The organism is Mesorhizobium sp. 43Arga (genome assembly GCF_053714255.1).
In genome coordinates, this window is the sequence record NZ_JBSKBO010000007.1 from 1 (window position 1) to 20,133 (window position 20,133).

The 20,133-nt window shown below is 63.3% G+C and carries 19 protein-coding genes; 9 read left to right on the forward strand and 10 right to left on the reverse strand.

Going from position 1 to position 20,133, the window contains the following annotated elements; all coding sequences use genetic code 11:
- Nucleotides 1-142 precede the first annotated feature (142 nt).
- The 3 genes from ACWGS8_RS22945 to ACWGS8_RS22955 form a co-directional block, all read right to left on the reverse strand.
- Nucleotides 143-613: a VOC family protein gene (locus ACWGS8_RS22945; protein WP_454583054.1), complete on the reverse strand. Its 471-nt coding sequence runs from the start codon at nucleotides 611-613 to the stop codon at nucleotides 143-145.
- Between the two features lie 39 nt (nucleotides 614-652).
- Nucleotides 653-1,180, reverse strand: a complete 528-nt coding sequence (locus tag ACWGS8_RS22950) for an SRPBCC family protein (RefSeq protein ID WP_454583055.1) — start codon at nucleotides 1,178-1,180, stop codon at nucleotides 653-655.
- 74 nt (nucleotides 1,181-1,254) lie between these two features.
- Nucleotides 1,255-1,599 carry an ArsR/SmtB family transcription factor gene (locus tag ACWGS8_RS22955; protein ID WP_454583330.1) on the reverse strand — a complete coding sequence of 115 codons (345 nt, stop codon included), beginning with the start codon at nucleotides 1,597-1,599 and terminating at the stop codon, nucleotides 1,255-1,257.
- A gap of 195 nt (nucleotides 1,600-1,794) precedes the next feature.
- On the opposite strand from ACWGS8_RS22955, the gene ilvD reads away from it, so the two are divergent.
- Nucleotides 1,795-3,639, forward strand: a complete 1,845-nt coding sequence (ilvD, locus tag ACWGS8_RS22960; protein WP_454583056.1) for a dihydroxy-acid dehydratase — start codon at nucleotides 1,795-1,797, stop codon at nucleotides 3,637-3,639.
- A 10-nt stretch (nucleotides 3,640-3,649) separates the two neighbouring features.
- Here the strand turns inward: ilvD and ACWGS8_RS22965 are convergent, their stop codons facing one another.
- Both ACWGS8_RS22965 and ACWGS8_RS22970 read right to left on the reverse strand, forming a co-directional pair.
- Nucleotides 3,650-4,090: a hypothetical protein gene (locus tag ACWGS8_RS22965; protein WP_454583057.1), complete on the reverse strand. Its 441-nt coding sequence runs from the start codon at nucleotides 4,088-4,090 to the stop codon at nucleotides 3,650-3,652.
- Between the two features lie 84 nt (nucleotides 4,091-4,174).
- On the reverse strand, nucleotides 4,175-5,929 hold the full coding sequence (locus tag ACWGS8_RS22970) for an ABC transporter ATP-binding protein (RefSeq protein WP_454583058.1): 1,755 nt from the start codon (nucleotides 5,927-5,929) through the stop codon (nucleotides 4,175-4,177).
- 151 nt (nucleotides 5,930-6,080) lie between these two features.
- On the opposite strand from ACWGS8_RS22970, the gene ACWGS8_RS22975 reads away from it, so the two are divergent.
- The 3 genes from ACWGS8_RS22975 (at nucleotide 6,081) to ACWGS8_RS22985 (ending at nucleotide 9,133) form a co-directional block, all read left to right on the forward strand.
- Nucleotides 6,081-7,361: an amidohydrolase family protein gene (locus ACWGS8_RS22975; protein ID WP_454583059.1), complete on the forward strand. Its 1,281-nt coding sequence runs from the start codon at nucleotides 6,081-6,083 to the stop codon at nucleotides 7,359-7,361.
- A gap of 107 nt (nucleotides 7,362-7,468) precedes the next feature.
- Complete coding sequence (locus ACWGS8_RS22980; protein WP_454583060.1) at nucleotides 7,469-8,392, forward strand: DMT family transporter; 924 nt, start codon at nucleotides 7,469-7,471, stop codon at nucleotides 8,390-8,392.
- Nucleotides 8,393-8,659: 267 nt separating this feature from the next.
- Complete coding sequence (locus tag ACWGS8_RS22985; protein WP_454583061.1) at nucleotides 8,660-9,133, forward strand: DUF805 domain-containing protein; 474 nt, start codon at nucleotides 8,660-8,662, stop codon at nucleotides 9,131-9,133.
- 80 nt (nucleotides 9,134-9,213) lie between these two features.
- Here ACWGS8_RS22985 and ACWGS8_RS22990 read toward each other — a convergent pair whose 3' ends face one another.
- The gene (locus ACWGS8_RS22990; protein WP_454583062.1) at nucleotides 9,214-10,116 is read right to left on the reverse strand and encodes a phosphotransferase; all 903 of its coding nucleotides are present in this window, start codon (nucleotides 10,114-10,116) and stop codon (nucleotides 9,214-9,216) included.
- 102 nt (nucleotides 10,117-10,218) lie between these two features.
- On the opposite strand from ACWGS8_RS22990, the gene ACWGS8_RS22995 reads away from it, so the two are divergent.
- On the forward strand, nucleotides 10,219-10,851 hold the full coding sequence (locus ACWGS8_RS22995) for a class I SAM-dependent DNA methyltransferase (RefSeq protein ID WP_454583063.1): 633 nt from the start codon (nucleotides 10,219-10,221) through the stop codon (nucleotides 10,849-10,851).
- Here the strand turns inward: ACWGS8_RS22995 and ACWGS8_RS23000 are convergent.
- Nucleotides 10,848-13,301, reverse strand: a complete 2,454-nt coding sequence (locus ACWGS8_RS23000) for a GcvT family protein (RefSeq protein ID WP_454583064.1) — start codon at nucleotides 13,299-13,301, stop codon at nucleotides 10,848-10,850. The genes ACWGS8_RS22995 and ACWGS8_RS23000 overlap by 4 nt on opposite strands.
- Nucleotides 13,298-14,185, reverse strand: coding sequence for a phosphotransferase (locus tag ACWGS8_RS23005; protein ID WP_454583065.1), 888 nt, complete (start codon nucleotides 14,183-14,185; stop codon nucleotides 13,298-13,300). Before ACWGS8_RS23005 ends, ACWGS8_RS23000 begins: the two co-directional genes overlap by 4 nt.
- A gap of 423 nt (nucleotides 14,186-14,608) precedes the next feature.
- On the opposite strand from ACWGS8_RS23005, the gene ACWGS8_RS23010 reads away from it, so the two are divergent.
- The gene (locus ACWGS8_RS23010; protein ID WP_454583066.1) at nucleotides 14,609-15,385 is read left to right on the forward strand and encodes a DeoR/GlpR family DNA-binding transcription regulator; all 777 of its coding nucleotides are present in this window, start codon (nucleotides 14,609-14,611) and stop codon (nucleotides 15,383-15,385) included.
- 75 nt (nucleotides 15,386-15,460) lie between these two features.
- Here ACWGS8_RS23010 and ACWGS8_RS23015 read toward each other — a convergent pair whose 3' ends face one another.
- Complete coding sequence (locus ACWGS8_RS23015) at nucleotides 15,461-16,822, reverse strand: sensor histidine kinase (RefSeq protein WP_454583067.1); 1,362 nt, start codon at nucleotides 16,820-16,822, stop codon at nucleotides 15,461-15,463.
- A gap of 10 nt (nucleotides 16,823-16,832) precedes the next feature.
- Nucleotides 16,833-17,507 (reverse strand): response regulator transcription factor, encoded by a 675-nt coding sequence (locus ACWGS8_RS23020; RefSeq protein ID WP_454583068.1) that lies wholly within the window; start codon nucleotides 17,505-17,507, stop codon nucleotides 16,833-16,835.
- 73 nt (nucleotides 17,508-17,580) lie between these two features.
- On the opposite strand from ACWGS8_RS23020, the gene ACWGS8_RS23025 reads away from it, so the two are divergent.
- The 3 genes from ACWGS8_RS23025 (at nucleotide 17,581) to ACWGS8_RS23035 (ending at nucleotide 19,996) form a co-directional block, all read left to right on the forward strand.
- Nucleotides 17,581-18,396 (forward strand): class I SAM-dependent methyltransferase, encoded by an 816-nt coding sequence (locus ACWGS8_RS23025; protein ID WP_454583069.1) that lies wholly within the window; start codon nucleotides 17,581-17,583, stop codon nucleotides 18,394-18,396.
- Entirely contained in the window at nucleotides 18,393-19,010 is a 618-nt protein-coding gene (locus ACWGS8_RS23030; protein WP_454583070.1) for a DedA family protein, read from the forward strand. The genes ACWGS8_RS23025 and ACWGS8_RS23030 overlap by 4 nt, the downstream gene beginning before the upstream one ends.
- Nucleotides 19,011-19,084: 74 nt before the next feature.
- A complete protein-coding gene (locus ACWGS8_RS23035) occupies nucleotides 19,085-19,996 on the forward strand; it encodes a LysR substrate-binding domain-containing protein (RefSeq protein WP_454583071.1) in 912 nt (303 codons plus the stop codon).
- Nucleotides 19,997-20,133 lie beyond the last annotated feature (137 nt).

Genomic DNA, 20,133 nt, shown 5'->3' on the forward strand with positions numbered 1-20,133 from the left:
AATAGCTCTCAAGGCTGGAAATGGCAGTCACTCCTCAGTGGACTGCCTTCCCAAAGAATCCCTTCTCAAATCAACTTCAAGCGCAAAATCGTCATATGCGATTCCCCTGCCCACAAGGGGGAGAAGGAAGATCACGCAACTCTCAGCCTCTGGCCGCCTCTTCGATCTTGGCGATGTCGATCTTGCCCATCTGCATCATCGCATTCATCGCCCGGCCGGCCTTGGCCCGGTCGGGATCCTGCAGCAGGCGCGGCAGCTGTTCCGGCACGACCTGCCAGGAAACGCCGAATTTGTCCTTCAGCCAGCCACAGGGTCCTGGTTCGCCGCCATCCTCCGTAAGCCTGGTCCAGAAATGATCGACTTCTGCCTGCGTCTTGCAGTCGATGGACAGGGAGATCGCCTCGGTGAACTTGTATTGTGGTCCGCCATTGAGCGCCAGGAACGGGACACCGTCGAGTTCGAACGAGGCCACCAGAACCTTGCCCTCATCAGCGTGGCCCTTGGGCCAACGAGTCACACTCAGCTCCTTCGAATTCTTGAAGATCGACATGTAGTGGTTCATCGCCTGTTCGGCCTGGCCGTCGAACCACAGGAAGGTGGTGATCTTCTGCATGGTCTTTCTCCTCATTTTCTCTTGGGGATGAAGGAAGGGTCAGGCGGCGCCCTTGGCGGCGGCCTGCAGGGAAGCAAGGTAGGCGTCGAGCTGGGCATAGCTCTCGGCCATGCCGCGGGTCATGCCGGTGCCGAGCGCGCCGTCGCGGGCCGCTTGCGAGACGTAGAGCACCGTCTGCGTCAGCAGCGTTTTTCCAGCCTGTTCGGTGAAGACCACGGTCCCCACGGTTTCGCCACCGGTCCAGTCCTCGTCGAACAGTTCGGTGGCGACGATCCTGGCTGGACGCACGATTTCGCGATAGGCGCCGCTCATGCCCATGCTTCGGCCATCGCGATGCTGCCAGACGTAGCGCGTGGCGCCGCCAACCCTGAGGTCGATTTCACAGATCGCCAGCCGCCAGCCATCGGGGCCGTGCAGCCAGCCCTTCAGCAACTCGGGTATCGTCCAGCAGTCGAAGACCATCGGCCTCGACGCATCGAAGATGCGGGTGATCTGGACCTCGCGGTCGCTGGGCGTGGTCACCGTCAGCGTGGCGACGGTCGAACCGGGCAAGGTTGTGGTGCTCATGATGGTCCTCCTTATGTTTGCCAAAGGACGTGCGGCAGGCCGGTGATCCGACACAGGCAGCGATCTTTTTCGGGCTATTGGTCGGTACTGTCGGGGGCTTTCTCGGCCTTCATCGCGCCGAGCAACGCGTCGAGGCGCTGGAAGTTGCCTTCCCAGATCTTTCGATAACGCTCCAGCCAGTCATTGGCCTCTGCCAGCGGTTTTGCTTCGAGGCGGCACGGCCGGCGCTGCGCGTCGCGGCCACGCGAAATCAGCCCGGCGTTTCCCAGCACTTTGAGGTGCTTGGAAATCGAGGGCTGGCTCATCGCGAAGGGCTCGGCGAGTTCCATCACGGATGCTTCGCCCTGGATGAGCCGGGCCAGGATGGCGCGGCGCGTCGGATCGGCGAGTGCGGCAAAAGTGGCGTCCAGTTGGTTCATCGGATGTCCATAGCCAAAAGGGTATATACCTGATTGGCTATATACAAGCGAGCACCGCTCGTCAACGTCCATCCGGATTTCGTGGCGCATTGCAAAATTGTGGCCAGACCAACCTATGGCGTCTATAACGCCTGCGATCCAGATTCAGCTCCGCCGCGCTCTTCCTCGGCTGCGGCCAGCCACCAAGGAAAAAACATGCCTGCCTATCGCTCCCGCACCACCACCCATGGCCGCAACATGGCCGGCGCCCGCGGCCTTTGGCGCGCCACCGGCATGAAGGATTCGGATTTCGGCAAGCCGATCATCGCCGTGGTAAACTCCTTCACCCAGTTCGTGCCGGGCCATGTCCATTTGAAGGATCTCGGCCAGCTGGTGGCGCGCGAGATCGAGAAAGCCGGGGGCGTCGCCAAGGAGTTCAACACCATCGCCGTCGACGACGGCATCGCCATGGGCCATGACGGCATGCTCTATTCGCTGCCGTCGCGCGAGCTGATCGCCGATTCCGTCGAATACATGGTCAATGCCCACTGCGCCGACGCCATGGTCTGCATCTCCAATTGCGACAAGATCACCCCCGGCATGCTGATGGCCTCGCTGCGCCTCAACATCCCGACCGTGTTCGTTTCCGGCGGGCCGATGGAAGCCGGCAAGGTGGTGCTGGCCGGCAAGACGCAGGCGCTCGACCTGGTCGACGCGATGGTCGCGGCCGCCGACGACAAGATCTCCGACGAGGACGTCAAGGTCATCGAGCGCTCGGCCTGTCCGACCTGCGGCTCCTGCTCGGGCATGTTCACCGCCAATTCCATGAACTGCCTGACCGAGGCGCTGGGCCTGTCGCTGCCGGGCAACGGCTCGACATTGGCGACGCATGCCGACCGCAAGCGGCTGTTCGTCGAGGCCGGCCATCTCGTCGTCGACCTCGCCCAGCGCTATTACGAACAGGATGACGAAACCGCACTGCCGCGCAGCATCGCTTCGAAGGGCGCCTTCGAGAACGCCATGACGCTCGACATCGCCATGGGCGGCTCGACCAACACCGTGCTGCACATCCTGGCCGCCGCCCATGAGGGCGAGGTCGACTTCACCATGGAGGACATCGATCGGCTGTCGCGGCGGGTTCCGGTGCTGTGCAAGGTGGCGCCGGCAAAGTCCGACGTCCACATGGAAGACGTCCACCGTGCCGGCGGCATCATGGCCATCCTCGGCCAGCTCGACAATGCCGGCCTGGTCAACCGCGACCTGCCGACGGTGCACACCGCCAGCCTCGGCGAGGCGCTCGACCATTGGGATATTTCCCGCACCTCCAGCCAGAACGTCCGCGACTTCTTCCTCGCCGCTCCCGGTGGCGTGCCGACACAGGTCGCCTTCAGCCAGGACCGCCGCTGGGACGAGCTCGATCTCGATCGTGAAAAGGGTGTCATCCGTTCGGCGGAAACGCCATTCTCGAAAGATGGCGGTCTTGCCGTGCTGAAAGGCAATCTGGCGCTTGACGGCTGCATCGTGAAGACGGCCGGCGTCGACGAGTCGATCCTGAAGTTCACCGGCCCGGCGCGGGTATTCGAAAGCCAGGATGCTTCGGTCAAGGCAATCCTCTCCAACGAGATCAAGGCCGGCGATGTCGTCGTCATCCGCTATGAGGGGCCGCGCGGCGGCCCCGGCATGCAGGAAATGCTCTATCCGACCAGCTATCTGAAGTCGAAGGGGCTCGGCAAGGCCTGCGCACTGGTCACCGATGGCCGCTTCTCCGGCGGCACGTCGGGCCTGTCGATCGGCCATGCGTCGCCGGAAGCCGCCGAAGGCGGCACGATCGGATTGGTGCAGGAGGGCGACACGATCGAGATCGATATCCCCAACCGCACCATTCGCCTCGCCGTCAGCGACGCCGAACTCGACAGCCGCCGCGCGGCGATGGAAGCCAAGGGCGCCCTGGCCTGGAAGCCGGAGGAAAAGCGCAAGCGGAAGGTGACGACCGCATTGCGCGCCTACGCCGCCTTCGCCACCAGCGCCGACAAGGGCGCGGTGCGGCACGTGCCGGAGTGACCTGCCGAGGCTAGTGATACTGGCCGTACCAAGGCCATTCCGCATTGGGAAGATAGGGCCAATCCGCTCGGGTTGGCAGCAGTCGCTTTGCATCCTCCGCCTGCGACGGTGTCAAGAAGATGCCGAAGAGATCGTTTCCGCCATTAAGCGCAAAGAACCGCACGTCCGAACTGGCGAGTTGGTCGTTGATGATTTTGAAGAATACGTAGGTGGCGGTGCCCCAACTTTTGCGCTCGCTATGCGGCACATCTGGGGCATATATCACGAATTCTTGGGCGGCTGCCCGCACTACATATCGGGTCGCGTACGCGTCGATGCTCTCCTCGATCGCGATCGGGTTTTTCAGATACTGTCGAAGCTCTGGTAAAATCTCATAGTATGCCTTTGCTATCCCTTGCTCAGCTAGGTTCTCCGCGTCGAGCATATGCGCCTTGTCGTAGTCGATAGCCATGGCCGGAGTTTGTACGGGAAAGGTGCCGAACAAAACGCATCGTAGCAAGGACACGAGTCGAGCACCGCGCATAATCGAACTCCGCTATGGCATCAGCTGATATTCATAGAGCTTCTGGTAAAGCCCGCCCTGCGTGAGCAGGGCACGATGCGGCCCGCTCTCCACCACCTGGCCGCCCTCCAGCACCACGATCGTGTCGGCCTGGTGCACGGTCGACAGGCGGTGCGCGATGACGATCGTCGTGCGTCCTTCGGTCAGCTGCTGCAGCGCGTCGCGGAACAGCGCCTCGGATTCAGCGTCGAGCGCGCTGGTCGCCTCGTCCAGAAGCAGGATTTCGGCATTGCGCAGCATGGCGCGCGCGATCGAGATGCGTTGGCGCTGGCCGCCGGACAAGAGGCCGCCATTCTCGCCGACATCGGTCTCGTAGCCCTTCGCCTGCGCCATGATGAAGTCATGCGCGTTGGCGGCCTTGGCCGCGGCAATCACCTCGTTGTCGGTCGCGTCCTGCCGCCCAAGCCGGATATTGTGCATGATGGTGCCGGCAAACAGGAACGTGTCCTGGCTGACATAGGCGATCTTTTTCCGCAGCGAAGCAAGCGTCGCATGGGAAATATCCTGGCCGTCGAGCAGCACCTTGCCGCTGTTCGGGTCATACATGCGCATGATCAGGTTCAGGATCGTCGACTTGCCGCCGCCGGACGGCCCGACCAGCGCCGTCATCTTGCCCGCTTCAAGGGTCAGGTCGAACCGGTCGAGCACTGGCGGCCCGTTCTGGTAGGCGAAGCTGACGGCGTCGAACCGGATCTCGCCCGGTCCGGCCCGAAGCGGCTTTGCATCGGGCGTCTCGGCCAGTGTCAGCGGCTCGTCGGCGAGCTGGAACATCATGCGCACGCCGACAATGCCGCTTTCCAGTGAGATGCGCACGCGCGCGAGGCGCTTTGCCGGCTCATAGGCGAGCAGCAGCGCCGCGATGAACGCCATGATGTTGCCAGGCATCTGGCCACCCTGCAGAACCAGGAGGCCGCTGACCATGACGGCACCGGCGATCGCCAGCCCGGCCAGCGTCTCCATCACCGGGCTGGTCACCGCTTCCAGCGCGGCAATGTTGTTGGCCCGATCCTCGACGTCCGCCACCGCCTTGTACATGCGCTTGCGCATCAGGCTTTCGAGGTTGAAGGATTTGACCACGCGCACACCGACAGCGGTTTCCTGCATCACCTGAATGATCTGGCCAACCGAGCGGAACTCCATGGCGGCGAACTTGCGCACGCGTTTCAGGATGCGGTTGACGCCATAGATGGCCACAGGCCCGGCGACGAAGCAGATCAGCGACAGCACTGGTTGCTGCCAGACCATGACACCAATCAAGGCAAGCAGGGTCACCAGATCGCGCACATAGGAGGTGACGATCAGGTCGAGCACGTTGCGTGCCGCCTGGGCATTGTTGGTCATGCGGGTGATCAGGTCGGATGACGAGGTCGAATGGTAGAATTCGATGCCTTGCGCCAGGATGCGGTCGTAGATCTTGCGCTGCCGGTCGGCGATGATGGCATTGCCGACCCGGCTCATGAAATAGGCCTGGACGAAATTGGCGAGGCCCTTGAGGATGAAGATCCCGGCGACCGCCGCGGCAATCATGTTGACGCGGTCGACCCGCTTGTCGATCACGAATTCATTGGTGATTTCGCGCAGGATCCAGGCGCTGGCGGCGGTCATGCCGGCCACCACCAGCATCGACAGAATCGCCGCGCCATATCCGAACATATGCTCCCGGAACGATTCCTTGACCAGCCTTGCGACGAGGCGCTGGTTTTCCGTCGAGCGGAAGAAACGAAACAAAGGCTGATCCTTGAAGCGGAATGACGAAGGCGGCTTATAGAGGGAGTTGTCGCCGGATGGAACCATTGGCGGCTTCTGCAAAGAAACCGCTGCGTCATGCTGTCTTTTGGGACACGATGGCAAAGTGATTCTTCAGGCGAGATGACAACAGATGGATTTCGACCTTATCGTTCGTGGCGGCACGCTGCCGGATGGCCGGATTGCCGATATCGGCATCAGCGGCGAGACGATCGCCGCGATCGAGCCCAAATTGCAGGGTTCCGCCCGCACCGAGGTCGATGCCAGCGGGAATCTGGTCTCGCCACCCTTTGTCGATCCGCATTTCCACATGGATGCCACGCTGTCCTATGGCATTCCGCGCATCAACGCCTCGGGCACGCTGCTGGAAGGCATTGCGCTATGGGGTGAGCTGAAGCCGCTTTTGACGCATGAAGCAGTGCGCGACCGCGCGCTAGCCTATTGCGACTGGGCGGTATCGATGGGCCTGCTCGCCATCCGCACCCATGTCGACGTCTGCGACGACAGGCTGCTGGCGGTCGAGGCCTTGCTCGACGTCAAGAAAACGATCGCGCCCAATATCGACCTGCAGCTCGTGGCCTTTCCGCAGGACGGTTTCTACCGCTCGCCGAAGGCGCGTGAGAACACCATCCGAGCGCTGGACATGGGCGTCGATATCGTCGGCGGCATTCCGCATTTCGAGCGCAGCATGGCCGACGGCACGCGCTCGGTGACCGAGCTTTGCGAGATCGCGGCCAAACGCGGCCTGATGGTCGACCTGCACTGCGACGAGACCGACGACCCGCTGTCGCGCCACATCGAGCAACTGGCCTATGAAACGCAACGCCTCGGCCTGCAGGGCAGAGTGGCCGGCTCGCACCTTACCTCCATGCATTCGATGGACAATTACTATGTCTCGAAGCTTCTGCCGCTGATCGCCGAGGCCGGCGTTTCCGCTATCCCCAATCCGCTGATCAACATCATGCTGCAGGGCCGCCACGACACCTTCCCGAAGCGCCGCGGCCTGACCCGGGTCAAGGAGATGCAGGCTCTGGGCATCCGTGTCGGCTGGGGCCAGGATTGCGTGCTCGACCCCTGGTATTCGCTGGGCACCGCCGACATGCTCGACGTCGCCTTCATGGGCCTGCACGTCGCGCAGATGTCGAGCCCGGCCGACATGGCGCGGTGCTTCGACATGGTCACCAACGTCAACGCCGCCATCATGGGTCTGGACCATCTCGGCCTCGCCATAGGCAAGCGCGCCAGCCTCGTCGTCCTCGATGCCGGCAATCCGATCGAGGCCCTGCGCCTGCGCGCCGAGCGCATTTGCGTCATCGCCCGGGGCAAGGTGGTGGCGGAACGGACGCGGCAGGATACAAGGCTTTCCATCCCGGGCAGGCCGGCACTGGTCAACCGCAGGCACAAAGCCACGTAGGCCCAGCCGATTCCCGGTTCTGGTCTCGCGTTTTCTCGGATTCTTCTCGTCAAAGCCGCCGCTTGCGTCTACGACGCGACCTAAGCGAGGGAGGAATCGGGATCGGCATGACGCAACCCGTTGCGCAGAGTTCCACGATCAGGAACGTGCTTCTGGCCGGCATTCTTCTGATGCTGGCCGGCGACTTCCTGTTTGCGCTGAACGATGCGATGGGCAAATGGCTGGTCGCCAGTTTCTCCGTCGGCCAGGTGGTGCTGATCCGCTCCATCGGCGCCTTCTTCGTGCTCGGGCCGATGATCGCGCATCAGGGCACCGCCAAGCTGTTTCGCATGGAACGCCCTGAACTGCAGATCTTGCGTGTCGTCATGACCACGCTCGACACCGCGCTCTTCTATGCCGCGGTCGTCTATCTGCCGCTTGCCGACGTCATGAGTTTCTACATGGCGGGGCCGATCTATGTCGCGGCGCTCTCGCACCTGCTGCTCGGCGAAAAGGTCGGCTGGCGCCGTTGGGTGGCCATCCTGCTCGGCTTCTGCGGCGTGGTGATCATGCTGAAGCCCTCCTCGGCCGCGTTCTCGCTATCGTCGAGCTTCGCGCTCGCCGGCAGCATAGCCTTTGCCTTCGCCATCATCCTCAACCGGCGGCTGCGCGGCACCAGCGACACCAATCTGGTGACATGGCAGACGATCGGCACGCTGCTGGTCGGCGGCGTGCTGGCGATCGGCGCCTGGCAGACGCCCTCGGCGCCCGATTTCGGCGCCATGCTGCTGCTCGGCATCGTTTCCTGCAGCGCCCATCTGATGATCACGCGGGCGCTCAAGCTGGCCCCGGCCTCGACACTGGCGCCGCTGCACTACACGCTGCTCCTATGGGCCGTGGTGTTCGGGCTGGTGTTCTTTGGCGACGTTCCCAGTCCGCGCATCCTGATCGGCTCAGGCATCATCGTGCTGGCCGGCCTGTTCATTTTCCACCGCCAAAAGGTGGTCGACACGACTGTTCCGCCCGAAAACGTGCCGAAGGGCGTCAATTGACGCGGCTCCAGAAAGTGTGAAACGGCTTTCCGTCCGCGATTGCGGCCTAACAAAGCATACAGCACGTCACACGCCGCCGTTTCGAAGCTCCGCGTCTAGCGGCCGAAGGCTATCACCCGGAATTGTTGGAGTTTCCGGTCAAAACACCCGGTATTTACATCGATATTTTGCCGTGTACGTTGCCTTTTGAGCACAATACGGGATTGATTCTTGCTTGGGAGAGGCAAGAATCAGCATCTCAAGAAAACTACGATAGAGGGGGCGACAATGGGCAGTTTTTCCATGTGGCATTGGCTGATCGTTTTGATCCTGATCGGCTTGCCGCTGGTGTTTGTTTTAAGAGCAGCGCCAGCCGGTGCGAATCGGTTTGGAGAAATGCCGCCTTCGATGAGTTTCGGTGAAGCCGTTTCAAGCTTCTTTCGAAATTATGCGAATTTTTCTGGCAGGGCCAGCCGCTCGGAATTCTGGTATTCGTACCTCTTCATTTTCATTGTTGGCGTCGTTCTCGTCATAGTCGATGCCATTGTGAAGAACGAAATCATCTCATCGATTTGGAATCTTGCCGTTCTTCTGCCGACATTAGCCATGACCACCCGCCGGCTGCATGACATCAACAGAAGCGGCTGGCATCAACTCCTTGCAGGACTGTTCCCCATCGGCACCATCGCGCTGATCATTTGGTATTGCAAAAAGTCTGACGACACAGTGACGTTGGGTGAAATAGAGCGGGTTTTCAGGTAGACGCGGCAACAAGAATTTGAGCGTTGTGCAGGATCTCTGGAGCTCTGGAGCCGCTCTCATGTAGAGTTACTGGAATTGCTCTAACCTATACGCACGGCCGCCAGGTGCCGTGAAAACTCCGGCGTCTCCATCAACGCCTTGCAGCGGGCGAAGCGGCTGTCGGCATAGGCACGGAAATCGTCGACGGGATTGTCGTTGGCAAGCTGGATCAGCCCCCACAGCGTCCAGAGCAGATCGCACATGGCCTTGTAGATGACAACGCGGCCGCGCTCCGCCGGCCTCGCCTCTCCGCCGAAATAGGCGCGCATCAGCTCTTCGTCCTGGTCCGCATCGAACTTGCCTTCCACGCTGAGGTCGCCGAGATCCCAGAGCGGGTCGTTCATCCCCGAATATTCCCAGTCGACGATCCACATCCGCTCGCCCGTATCGAGGAAGTTCTCGCACAGCGGATCGCAATGGCAGGCGACAAGGGGGAGCGGATGAGCGGCAAGGGCCAGGCGCACGCTGCCGGCCTCGCGCACCACGTCGTGATAGCCGGCAGGCAGGGTGACGTCCTTGGTCGACAGCACCTTGAGATAGTCGTCGATCATCGAAAACAGTTCGAAGCGGAAGGGGAACACCGCACCGGACGCGTGCAGCTTGCGGAAGGCTTCGCCGGCCCGGGCGGGACTGCCCGGTCGTGTCTTGAATTTTTCCGGCGACATCGTCTGCGCGCCGGCGATGTAGCGCGTCACCATGACCCCGGTGGCGAGATCGACATGCAGCACCTCGGGACTGACATCAGCCTTTGCCGCTTCGCGCGCGGCCACCGCTTCGTTGGCGCGGTTGATATATTCCTCGGTGCCTTTGCCTGGAATGCGCAGGCAGAGATCGCCGGCTCTGAACACGAGATTGGTAAGGCCGCCAAGCCGCTCCAGCGGCCCGGTATAGCCGGCCAGCATGGGAATGGCGGCCAGCTTTGCCCGCGCCTCGCCTGTCATCATGCCTGCGCCCCCACGCCGTAATTTCTCGCCGCAACGGTTCCACAATTTTCGCCGTTTGGCTATCATCCCCGCGAGACCCATGGATTGGTGGACAGGATAAAAGTGGCGGACAAAAAACATCAAGGCGCGCTCAGCGCGGCCTACGCAGCCAAGCGCCCGGAAGAGGTGGCCGCACTCTATGATCGCTGGTCGCAGACCTATGACGCCGACATGTCGGCTGCCGGTTATCGTCATCCGACGATCTGTCTGGCTCTGCTGACCCGCCATTTGCCGCGCGGCGCGGCGCCGTTGCTCGATGCCGGCGCGGGCACCGGGCTCATCGGCGAATGGCTCGATATTGCCGGCTATCCTGAAGTCGAGGCGTTGGACATCTCGCAAGGCATGCTGGACCAGGCCGCCCGCAAGGGTGTCTATTCCGCGCTGCATTGCCTCGCGCTCGGCGACACGCTGCCCTTTGCCGACAATGCCTATGCCGGGATCGTCTCCGCCGGTGTCTTCACTTCAGGCCACGTCGGCGTCGAAGGGTTGGATGAGCTGATCCGCATCTGCCAGCCCGGCGGGATCATCGTGCTGACGGTCAAGAACACGCTGTGGGATCAGGGTTTTGCCGCACGCATCGCTGAACTCGAAGCACAAGGCGTCGTCACCCGTGCCGAGGAAACGCGCCCTTACGTCTCGATGCCGGGCGAGGCCGACACCGTGCCCAGCCGCGGTCTCGCTCTGCGCGTGAACTAGGCCTTTACCCTTTCCGCTGTCGGGTCGAACATCGGCTCGAGATGGATTCTGGCCGGCGTCCGCTCCATCGCGACCACCAGTTCGTAGTCGCCCGAGGCGAGGAAATCGTCGCTCACGCCCTCGGCGTTGCGCACATAGCCGTAGCCGATGTTCTTGCCTACCGTGTAGCCATAGCCGCCGCTGGTCAGATAGCCGACCGGCTCGCCATTGCGCAGGATGGTCTCGCGTCCGAGCAGCACGATTTCAGGACTGTCGACTGTGAAGCCGGCAAAGCGCTTCTTCAGCGGCGCGCCGAAAACCGTCTCGAGCGCGCGCCGTCCGACGAAATCGGTGTTCTTCCTGAGCTTGACCGCCCAGCCGAGCCCGGCTTCCTGCGGCGTGTCGTTGGGTGTGATGTCGGCACCCCAGGCGCGGTAGCCCTTTTCCAGCCGCAGCGATTCCAGCGCCCGGTAGCCGACCGGGCGGATGCCGTGCGCCTTCCCGGCCGCCATCAGCGCGTCGAAGACTTCGCCTGTCGCCGCGATCGGCACATGCAGTTCCCAGCCGAGTTCGCCGACATAGGTGACACGCAGCGCCCGAACTGTGTGACCGGCGATGGCGATCTCGCGCACATGGCCGAACGGGAACGAAGCATTCGACACATCCGCATCGGTCACCGCGCAGAGCACGTCGCGAGCCCGTGGTCCCATCAGCGACAGCGTGCCAAAATCCTCGGTGACATCGGTCAGTCTGGCATCGAGGCCCGCGCCTATATGGTCGCTAATCCACGAGGCATCATGCGTACGGAAACCGGTGCCGGTGACGATGTAGAACTTCTCCTCGGCCAGCCGTGCCACGGTCAGGTCGGCCTCGATGCCGCCGCGCGTGTTGAGAAGCTGCGTATAGGTCAGCCTTCCCACCGGCTTGCTGACGTCGTTGGCGCAGATCCAGTCAAGCGCCTTGGCCGCGTCGGGTCCGCTCAATTCGTATTTGGCGAAGGATGACTGGTCGAAGATGCCGACGTTCTCGCGCACATGCCGGTGCTCGTCCCCGACCGCCGAAAACCAGTTCTGCCGGCCCATGGAATAGATGTCACGCGGCTCGACGCCCTGCGGCGCGAACCAGTTCGGCCGCTCCCAGCCGAGCTTCGAGCCGAACACGGCGCGCTGCTGCTTCAGCCTGTCGTAAAGCGGCGAGACGATGCGCGGCCGGCCGCTGGCATATTCCTCATGCGGAAAGCCGATCGTGTAATGCTTGCCGTAAGCCTCCAGCGTGCGCTCGCGCACCCATTGCCGGTCGCGGTGCAGGTTGGAAAAGCGTCTGATGTCGACCACCCACAGGTCGAGCGGCGCCTCGCCGTCGACAACCCACTGCGCCAGCACCCAGCCGGCGCCGCCGCCAGAGGCGATGCCGAACGCGTTGAAGCCAGCGCCGACGAACATGTTGGCGCATTCCGGTGCAGTGCCGAGGATGAAATTGCCGTCCGGCGTGAAGCTCTCCGGCCCGTTGATCATCTGCTTGACGCCGACGGTCTCCAGCGCCGGCACACGCGCGATCGCCTGGCTCATATGCTGCTCGAAATGGTCGTAGTCGTCGTCGAACAGCCGGAATTCCCAGTCATTGGGCACGTCGCCGCCGGGGAGATCGGTCGTCCATGCCTGCGGGTTCGGCTCATAGCCGCCCATCACCAGCCCGCCGACCTCTTCCTTGAAATAGGTGCGCCGGTCGGGGTCGCGCAGCGTCGGCGCGTCCGTCGCTAGGCCATCGATCTTCTCGGTGATGATGTATTGGTGCTTCACCGGCTGCAGCGGCACATTGATGCCGGCCATGGCGCCGACCTGCCGCGCCCATTGTCCCCCGCAGTTTACCACCTTGTCGCAGGCGATGTCGCCTTGATCGGTCTTCACGGCCATGATGCGGCCGCCCTTGATCTCGAAGCCGGTGACACGGACGTTCTCATAGAGCCTGGCGCCATGCATCCGCGCGCCCTTGGCCAGCGACTGCGTGATGTCGGAGGGGCTGGCCTGGCCGTCGGTCGGCAGCCAGGAGGCGCCGACGAGATCGCCGGTTTCCATCAGCGGCCACATCGCCTTGACCTCGGCCGGGGACAAAAGATGCATGTCCATGCCAAAACTCTTCGCCGTCGTCGCCAGCCTTTTGTACTCGGTCCAGCGGTCGGCATTGGTGGCGAGCCGCAGGCAGCCGGTCATTTTCCAGCCGGTGGCAAGGCCGGTTTCGGCCTCCAGCTCCTTGTAGAGGTCGACCGAGTATTTGAGCACGCGGGTGATCGAGGCAGACGAGCGCAATTGCCCGACCAGGCCGGCGGCGTGCCAGGTCGAGCCCGAGGTCAGCTTGCCCTGTTCGAGCAGCACGACGTCGGCCTTGTGGTCGCGCGCCAGATGATAGGCCGTCGAGCAGCCGATGATGCCGCCGCCGATGACGACGATGGCGGCATGGCTGGGCAATGTCATGATTTCAGGATCCCGTATTTTGTCCGGTAGTTTTCCAGCGCCGCGTCGAGCCGCACCAGATTTTCCTCGGTGTAGGCGACGTAGTCGATGCCGGGCGCGTCGAGATAGAGTTCCGACACCATGCTCCACATCGCCTCGCGCAGCAGCGAGGCGCATTGCATGGCGGCGTGCGAGCGGCGGATCGCTTCGTCCGGTTCCTTCATGAAATAGGCGGTCAGGAAGGCGAAGGATTCCGCGTCGCTCATGCCGGCATTCGAGGCGACGCCGGCAAGATCGAACATTGCCGTGTTGAAGCCGGCATATTCGAAATCGATCAGCCACAGCCTGTTGCCGTCATCGAGAATATTAGCGGGCAAAAGATCGTTGTGGCCGAAGACGATCGGCAGCAGTTTCTGCGCCCGCTCCAGCTCGTCAGCCAGCGTCAGCAGGCGCGGCAAGTCGCTGCGCTTGCGGCTGTTGCCTTCCTCGAGCGTGCGCGCATAGTCGCGGATGACGTGGAACACCCAGAACATGAAGCCGGCGCCGGAGACATGGTTCGGCATCTCGCGATGGAAGGATCGCAGCAGAGCCGCCACACGGCCGAGATTGGCGCGCACGTCTTCGGCGAGGAAGGTTCTGGCGCCGAGAAACTGCGTCACCAGGATGCCGGGCTCGGAATAGTGCACGGCAGGCGCGAAGCCGGCGGCATGGGCTGCCCGCGCGGTCATCACCTCGCGCTCGCGGAAGACATGGTGGAAGGGATAGTCCTGGCCGAAGCGCACGACATGCCGTCCGGCAGCGTCGCTGACCACATAATTGGCGTTGCTCAGGCCGCCAGGCAGGGGGGCGATCTCGATGGCGCCGGTCCAGCACGGCAGGGCGCGGATGCGATCTTCGGCAATCACGGGATCATCCCTGGTTCGCTGGCCTGGTTTGCTGGGCTTCGACAAGGCGCCATCGACAGCGCGACGAGAGCGGGGAGAAACGCAAATAATCTCGTCGGTGCGGGACGCCAGGATCGGTATCCCGCACCGCACCGACGAGCCCCTTGGCCAGGATTTTGATCCCGGCATCCGCCCCCGCGGATCTGAAAATTCCTTGCGCCAGACGCGTTCAAGACCGCCTGGCCAGTGAGTTGCGGGTCTGCCATCGCCCTCCCGTTGCAGCTCCTAACCCCTGCTAATGCCTGAATTTCACGCCAGGGTTGCCCGGTTGTCAACAAAAAGATGTGACTTTTTTTGGGTGTTTTGCCCGAAAGCACGGGATGATACCTTTAAAAGTGCTTGAATTACCTTAAAACCGGCCAAAAGACGAAAGCCGGTAAACCAATGGTCCATTCAAAACGCCATGGCGAGATCCTGCGGCTGCTGCAGGAAGAAGGAACCGTCACCATCGCCAGCCTGGCCGATCGGCTGGGTGTTTCATTGGAAACCGTGCGTCGCGACGTCAAGCCACTCACCAGCGACGGTTCGGTTCTGAAGATGCACGGCGCCATCGGCCTGCCGTCGATGGTCGGCGAAGCGCCGTTCGAACGGCGCATGCGCGAGAATGCCGATGCCAAGCGCATCATTGCCCGCATGGTTGCCGCGACCATCCGCGACGGCGAATCGGTCATGCTCGACACCGGCACCACGACCTCGTTCCTGGCCCGGGAACTGCTCGGCCACCGGCGCCTGACGGTCGTCACCAACTCGTCCGACATCGCCCGCACGCTGGCCACCATCAACGGCAACAAGGTCTATATGGCCGGCGGCGAATTGCGCAGCGATTCAGGTGCCGCGTTCGGCACTTCGGCCATCGAGTTCGTCAGCCGCTTCTCGGTCAGCCATGCCGTCATCTCCACCGGCGCCGTCGACGCGGTGACGGGTGTCATGGACTATGATCTGGAAGAGGCCGAATTCGCCCGCATGGTGCTATCGCGCGGCCAACGCTCGCTCGTCATCACCGACCACACCAAATTCGGCCGTCAGGGCCTTGTCCAGGTCTGCGGCTTCGACGGCTTTTCCGAACTCGCCACCGACCGTTCGCCGCCGCACGACATCGCCGCGGCACTGGCGCAGGCCGGCGCCCGGCTCAGCATTGCCGGCGGCGAAGCCGGATTTTAACTGAAGACCAGCGATTGGTGGTCGCGCACGTCGGCCTGACGCGCGTCGTGCCTGGACGGGTTCAGACGGCTCGCTTTAGGCGGGCACAGCGCGAAAACTCATCCGGAAGCAGGCGCCGCTCGGCTGGCCGTCGAGGATATCGATACGCCCGCCATGCAGTTGCATGATTTCCTGCACCAGGTTGAGTCCGAGCCCGGCGCCGTGATCCTGCGGGCGCAGCCGGTAGAAGGGCTCGAAGATCCGTTCGCGCTCGGCTGGCGGTACACCGTCGCCTTCGTCCCGCACCTCGATGACGGCCGGCGCTGAGACGCTGACGGTGATCTTGCCGGCGCGGCCGCCATGCTCGACGGCGTTCTGGACGATGTTGGTCACCGCGCGCTCGATCGCGGTGCGGTCGCCGTTGGCGAAAACCGTTTCCCGTTCCGGCTCGAACGACATCTCGTATCCGGCCGAAAACGCCATCGGCGCGAGATCGACGATGACGCCGCGCGCGATCGCCACGAGATCGACTTTCTCGAAAGGCGAGGTCTGCCGGTCGAGGCGTTGCAGGTCGAGCAACTGGTCGGTCAGCGTCGACAGCCGCGCCGCGTCCTGCAGCAGCCGTGCCCGCTCCGGTGTCGCCGGCAGCGAGGCCAGGCGCGTGTTGAGGATGGCGACCGGTGTCCGGAGCTCGTGGGCGGCGTCGGTCAGGAAGCGCTTGTGGCGCTCATAGCCCTTGTCCAGGCGCGCCAGGGCCGCGTTCACCGCCTTGACCAGCGGCGTGACCTCCTTTGGCACGTCCTTCAGCGGCAGCTGCACGCCGCGCTGGTCGATGTCGATGCGCGCGGCCTCGGCGGCCGCATGGCCAAGACCCGACAGCGCGCCGCGCACCACCCAGGGCGTCGCGAACAGCGTGGCCAGCGCCATCAGCCCGGCGAGCGGCAATATCCCTTGCAGGAAGAATTGCGGCGCCTGTCCCAGCAGGCGCAGCAGCGAAAGCCCGCCCTTGGTGCCGGTGAAGATCTGGACGTTGCCCGCGCCCGTTTCGGTCCAGCGGATCTTTGCATCCGGCGGCGCGCTTTCGCCGATGGAATTGTCGATACGCGCGTCGCTGATCGTGTCCAGCAGTCCGGCGAAGGGCTGGAAGATGGCCGGCACCGTGCCTTCCTGCAACCGCTGCCCTTGCTTGTCGCGGATGATGAACCAGAGGTCGGGTACTTCGGATCGCAGCTTCGTCAGATCCGAGGTCTCGCGCAGCATAAGCTTGCCGCCCGCATCGCGCGCCATGGCATCCGCCAGCACGTCCATCGTGCCGTCCTCATAGTCGTGCGGAATGAGGCCGGTGGCGAGCAACGCGCCGAGAATGCCGACGATGATCAGCGTCAGCATCGCGCATTGCAGCAAGGCGATGCGCAGCACCAGGCTCCATTTGAGTGAACGCGGGCCTTTGAGGCTCATCGCTTGAGGCTCACGTCGTTTCGCGCAGCAGATAGCCGACGCCGCGAATGCCGTTGATCGTCACCCCGGCATCGGCGTCGGCGAGTTTGCGGCGCAAGCGTGAGACATGGGTGTCGAGCGCATTGGACTGGATCTCGTCGTCGAGTCCGAACACCGCTTCCATCAGCGCCTCGCGCTGCACCATGCGGCCGGTGCGCCGCATCAGCGCCTCCAGCACCAGGAGTTCGCGGCGCGGCAGGCTGAGCGGCTCGCCACGGATTGCCGCCTCGCGATGTCCGACATCGAGCACCAGATGGCCGGCGCGGATGAATTGCGACTGCATCGGCGCCGGCCGCCTGAGCAATGCGCGCAAGCGGGCCAGCAATTCCTCGAAGGCGAACGGCTTTGCCAGATAGTCGTCCGCACCCATGTCCAGCCCATCGACCTTGTCGGACGTGTCGCCCCTGGCCGTCAGCACCAAAACCGGCGTGGTGTTCTTCGCCGAGCGCAATCTCGGCACCAGCGACAGCCCGTCGCCGTCCGGCAACTGGCGGTCGAGCAGGATGGCGTCGTAGCTGTCGACGGCAACGAAGCCTTCCGCCTCAAGCAATGTGCAGGCGTGATCGACCACCATGTCGTGGCGCTTCAGCGCGGCACGCAGCGCCGAGACCATTTCGGGCTCGTCTTCGACCAGCAAAATACGCATCCACACTCCCCCGCAACGAGCACATCGCATCGGGCGCTACCGCGCCAACATTGCGCAGACATGGCAAAGCGGAATGGACCGGGGCCGGCAAGTCCTTTCTTTGCACCCGCCCTATTGCGCAATGTCTATGCAATCCAGTCACCGCAAACAGCGCCAGTCGGCTGGAACCGCCCATGCCGGCGTCAAGGCGTCGGGCCCGAACATGCAACAGGTTCGGGTCCGACGCCGAAACGAAATCAAGCGGCCGCGCCAAACTGGTGCCGCGCTGCAGTCCGGATCGAGGTTGGTTATGCCTGCACATGATGCCCTGTCTTTTCTCATGGCGTGGACCGTTGCGCCGTTCAGGATCGGTTCCGTCACGCCGTCCAGTTCCAGCCTGGCCTCCTTGATGACCCGCGACATCGGCCCCGAGACGGGTCCCGTGCTGGAGCTTGGCCCAGGAACTGGCCCATTCACACGGGCGCTGTTGTCGCGCGGGGTGCGGGAGGAGGATTTGACGCTAATCGAATCCGATCCGGATTTTGCGGCACTCCTCATGCGCCGCTTTCCCGCCGCCCGGATTTTCGAGATGGATGCCGTCGGCCTGCGACACCTGTCGCTGTTCCCCGGGCCGATGGCTGGCGCCGCCGTCAGCGGGTTGCCCTTCCGCCTGATTTCGCCGCGCAAGACGCTTGCCATTCTCGAAGGTGTTTTCGCGAACCTTCGCCCGGGCGGGGCGCTCTACCAGTTCACGCTCGGCCGGCGCTGCCCGTTCGATCAGTCGCTGCTCGACCGGCTCGATCTCGAGGTCACGCGGGTCGGCCATACCTTTCGCAATTTCCCGCCGGCGACGGTCTATCGCGTCGCCAGGATCAAGACCCTCGGGACCTATGACTGGCGCTTCGCATGACGGGTCCGTTGTCTGCCATTCTCGGCTTCGGCCTGTTCGGCGTCTTCTGCCTCGCCTTCACCGAGAAGATATTGCCGGTTCCGCCCTCGCATGTGCTGCTGCTGTTCCTCGGCATGACGGCGGCGCCGGATAGTTCAATGCTGGCGATCCTGCTGGCGGTGACGACGCTGGCCTCCTTCGCCGGCTGCCTTGTCTGGTATGGCGTTGGCCGCCGGATCGGATTCGACCGTGCCGACCGGCTGATCGAACGGGTCGGCAGATATGTCTTCCTGCGCCCGGCAACCTACCGCAAGCTTGGCCAGGCCTATCGCCGCAATCATGTACGGGTGTCGGTGCTGGCGCAGTTCATCCCGACGGTGCGCAACTATCTGCCGATCGCGGCGGGCGCGCTTGGTCTGCCGGCGCTGCCCTTCGCGATGGCGACCCTGCTGGGCGCCACAATCTGGAATGCAGGCTTCCTCCTGACCGGCTATCTCTTGCGCGGCAGTGGCCAGGATTCCTTCACGGTGGGCTTGCGCATCATCGTCATTGTCGTGGCGCTGGAGACGGTCTTTATGCTTGCATTGCGCTATGGCCCTGCATGGCGGCGGCGCATCAGGCTGGCGCTCGGCTGAGCACCAGCCTCCGGTCATGGGATAAGTTCCGCCGTCGGCTTTCCTTCGCTCGGCCGCCGGTGTTTAGTCCGGCCATGGCCTTCACCATCCGCCAGTTGCAGTTCTTCATCGCCGTCGCCGAACAAGGCACGGTGTCGGGTGCCGCACAGAACCTCTCCATCTCGCAATCGTCTGTCACCGAAGCGATCAAGGAGCTCGAAAGCGATCTCGGCGTCGAACTGTTCGAGCGCCATCCGCGCGGCCTCAACATCACCCACAAGGGGCATCAATTCCTGCGCCACGCGACCAAGATCCTGGCCGACGTCTCCGATGCGCGCCGCTCTTTCTCCGGCGAACAGGCGGCAGTGGGCGGCCGGCTGCAGCTTGGCGTCACCTCGCTGGTCGCCGGCTATGTGCTGTCGGATCTGCTTGCCCGCTACCGCCGCGCCTATCCGGGCGTCGAGGTCTCGGCCATCGAGGATAATGGCGACTATCTCGAACATCTCTTGATCGGCGGCAAGCTGGATATCGCCGTGATGGTGACCTCCAATTTGCGCGACCGCACGGCGCTGCAGTCGGAAATCCTCGAAGTCTCGGCCTACCGCCTGTGGCTGCCGCTTGGCCATTCGCTCGTCGGCGCCGACATCATCAGCATTGGCGATATCGCCGGCGAGCCGCTGATCATGCTCACCGTCGACGAGATCGAGGAGAACACGGGAAAACTGCTGGCGGCGATCGGCGCCAAGCCGCATGTTGCCTTCCGCACCCGTTCGGTGGAAGCGGTGCGCAGCCTGGTCGCCACCGGCGCCGGCGTGGCGCTGCTGCCCGACCTTGTCTACCGGCCATGGTCGCTCGAAGGCGACCGCATCGAATCGCGCGATATTTCGGGCTCCTTGCCGGTGGTGCAGGTTGGCATGGTCTGGCGGCGCGGCTCCGGCCTGCCGCAGGCGGCGCGCGACTTCATCGGGCTTGCCCAGTCGCAGCGGACGGTCCGCCAGCGCCTCTGATTGGGGAGTACCAATCTATCGGAAAAACCGATATCGTCTTTCTGATAAATGAATTTGCGAAACCGGAATTTTCCAAGCACCTTCGGTTTCAGGGACCCAAGCCGCCAGCAGAGCGGCATCAGGTCCACAGGACGAAC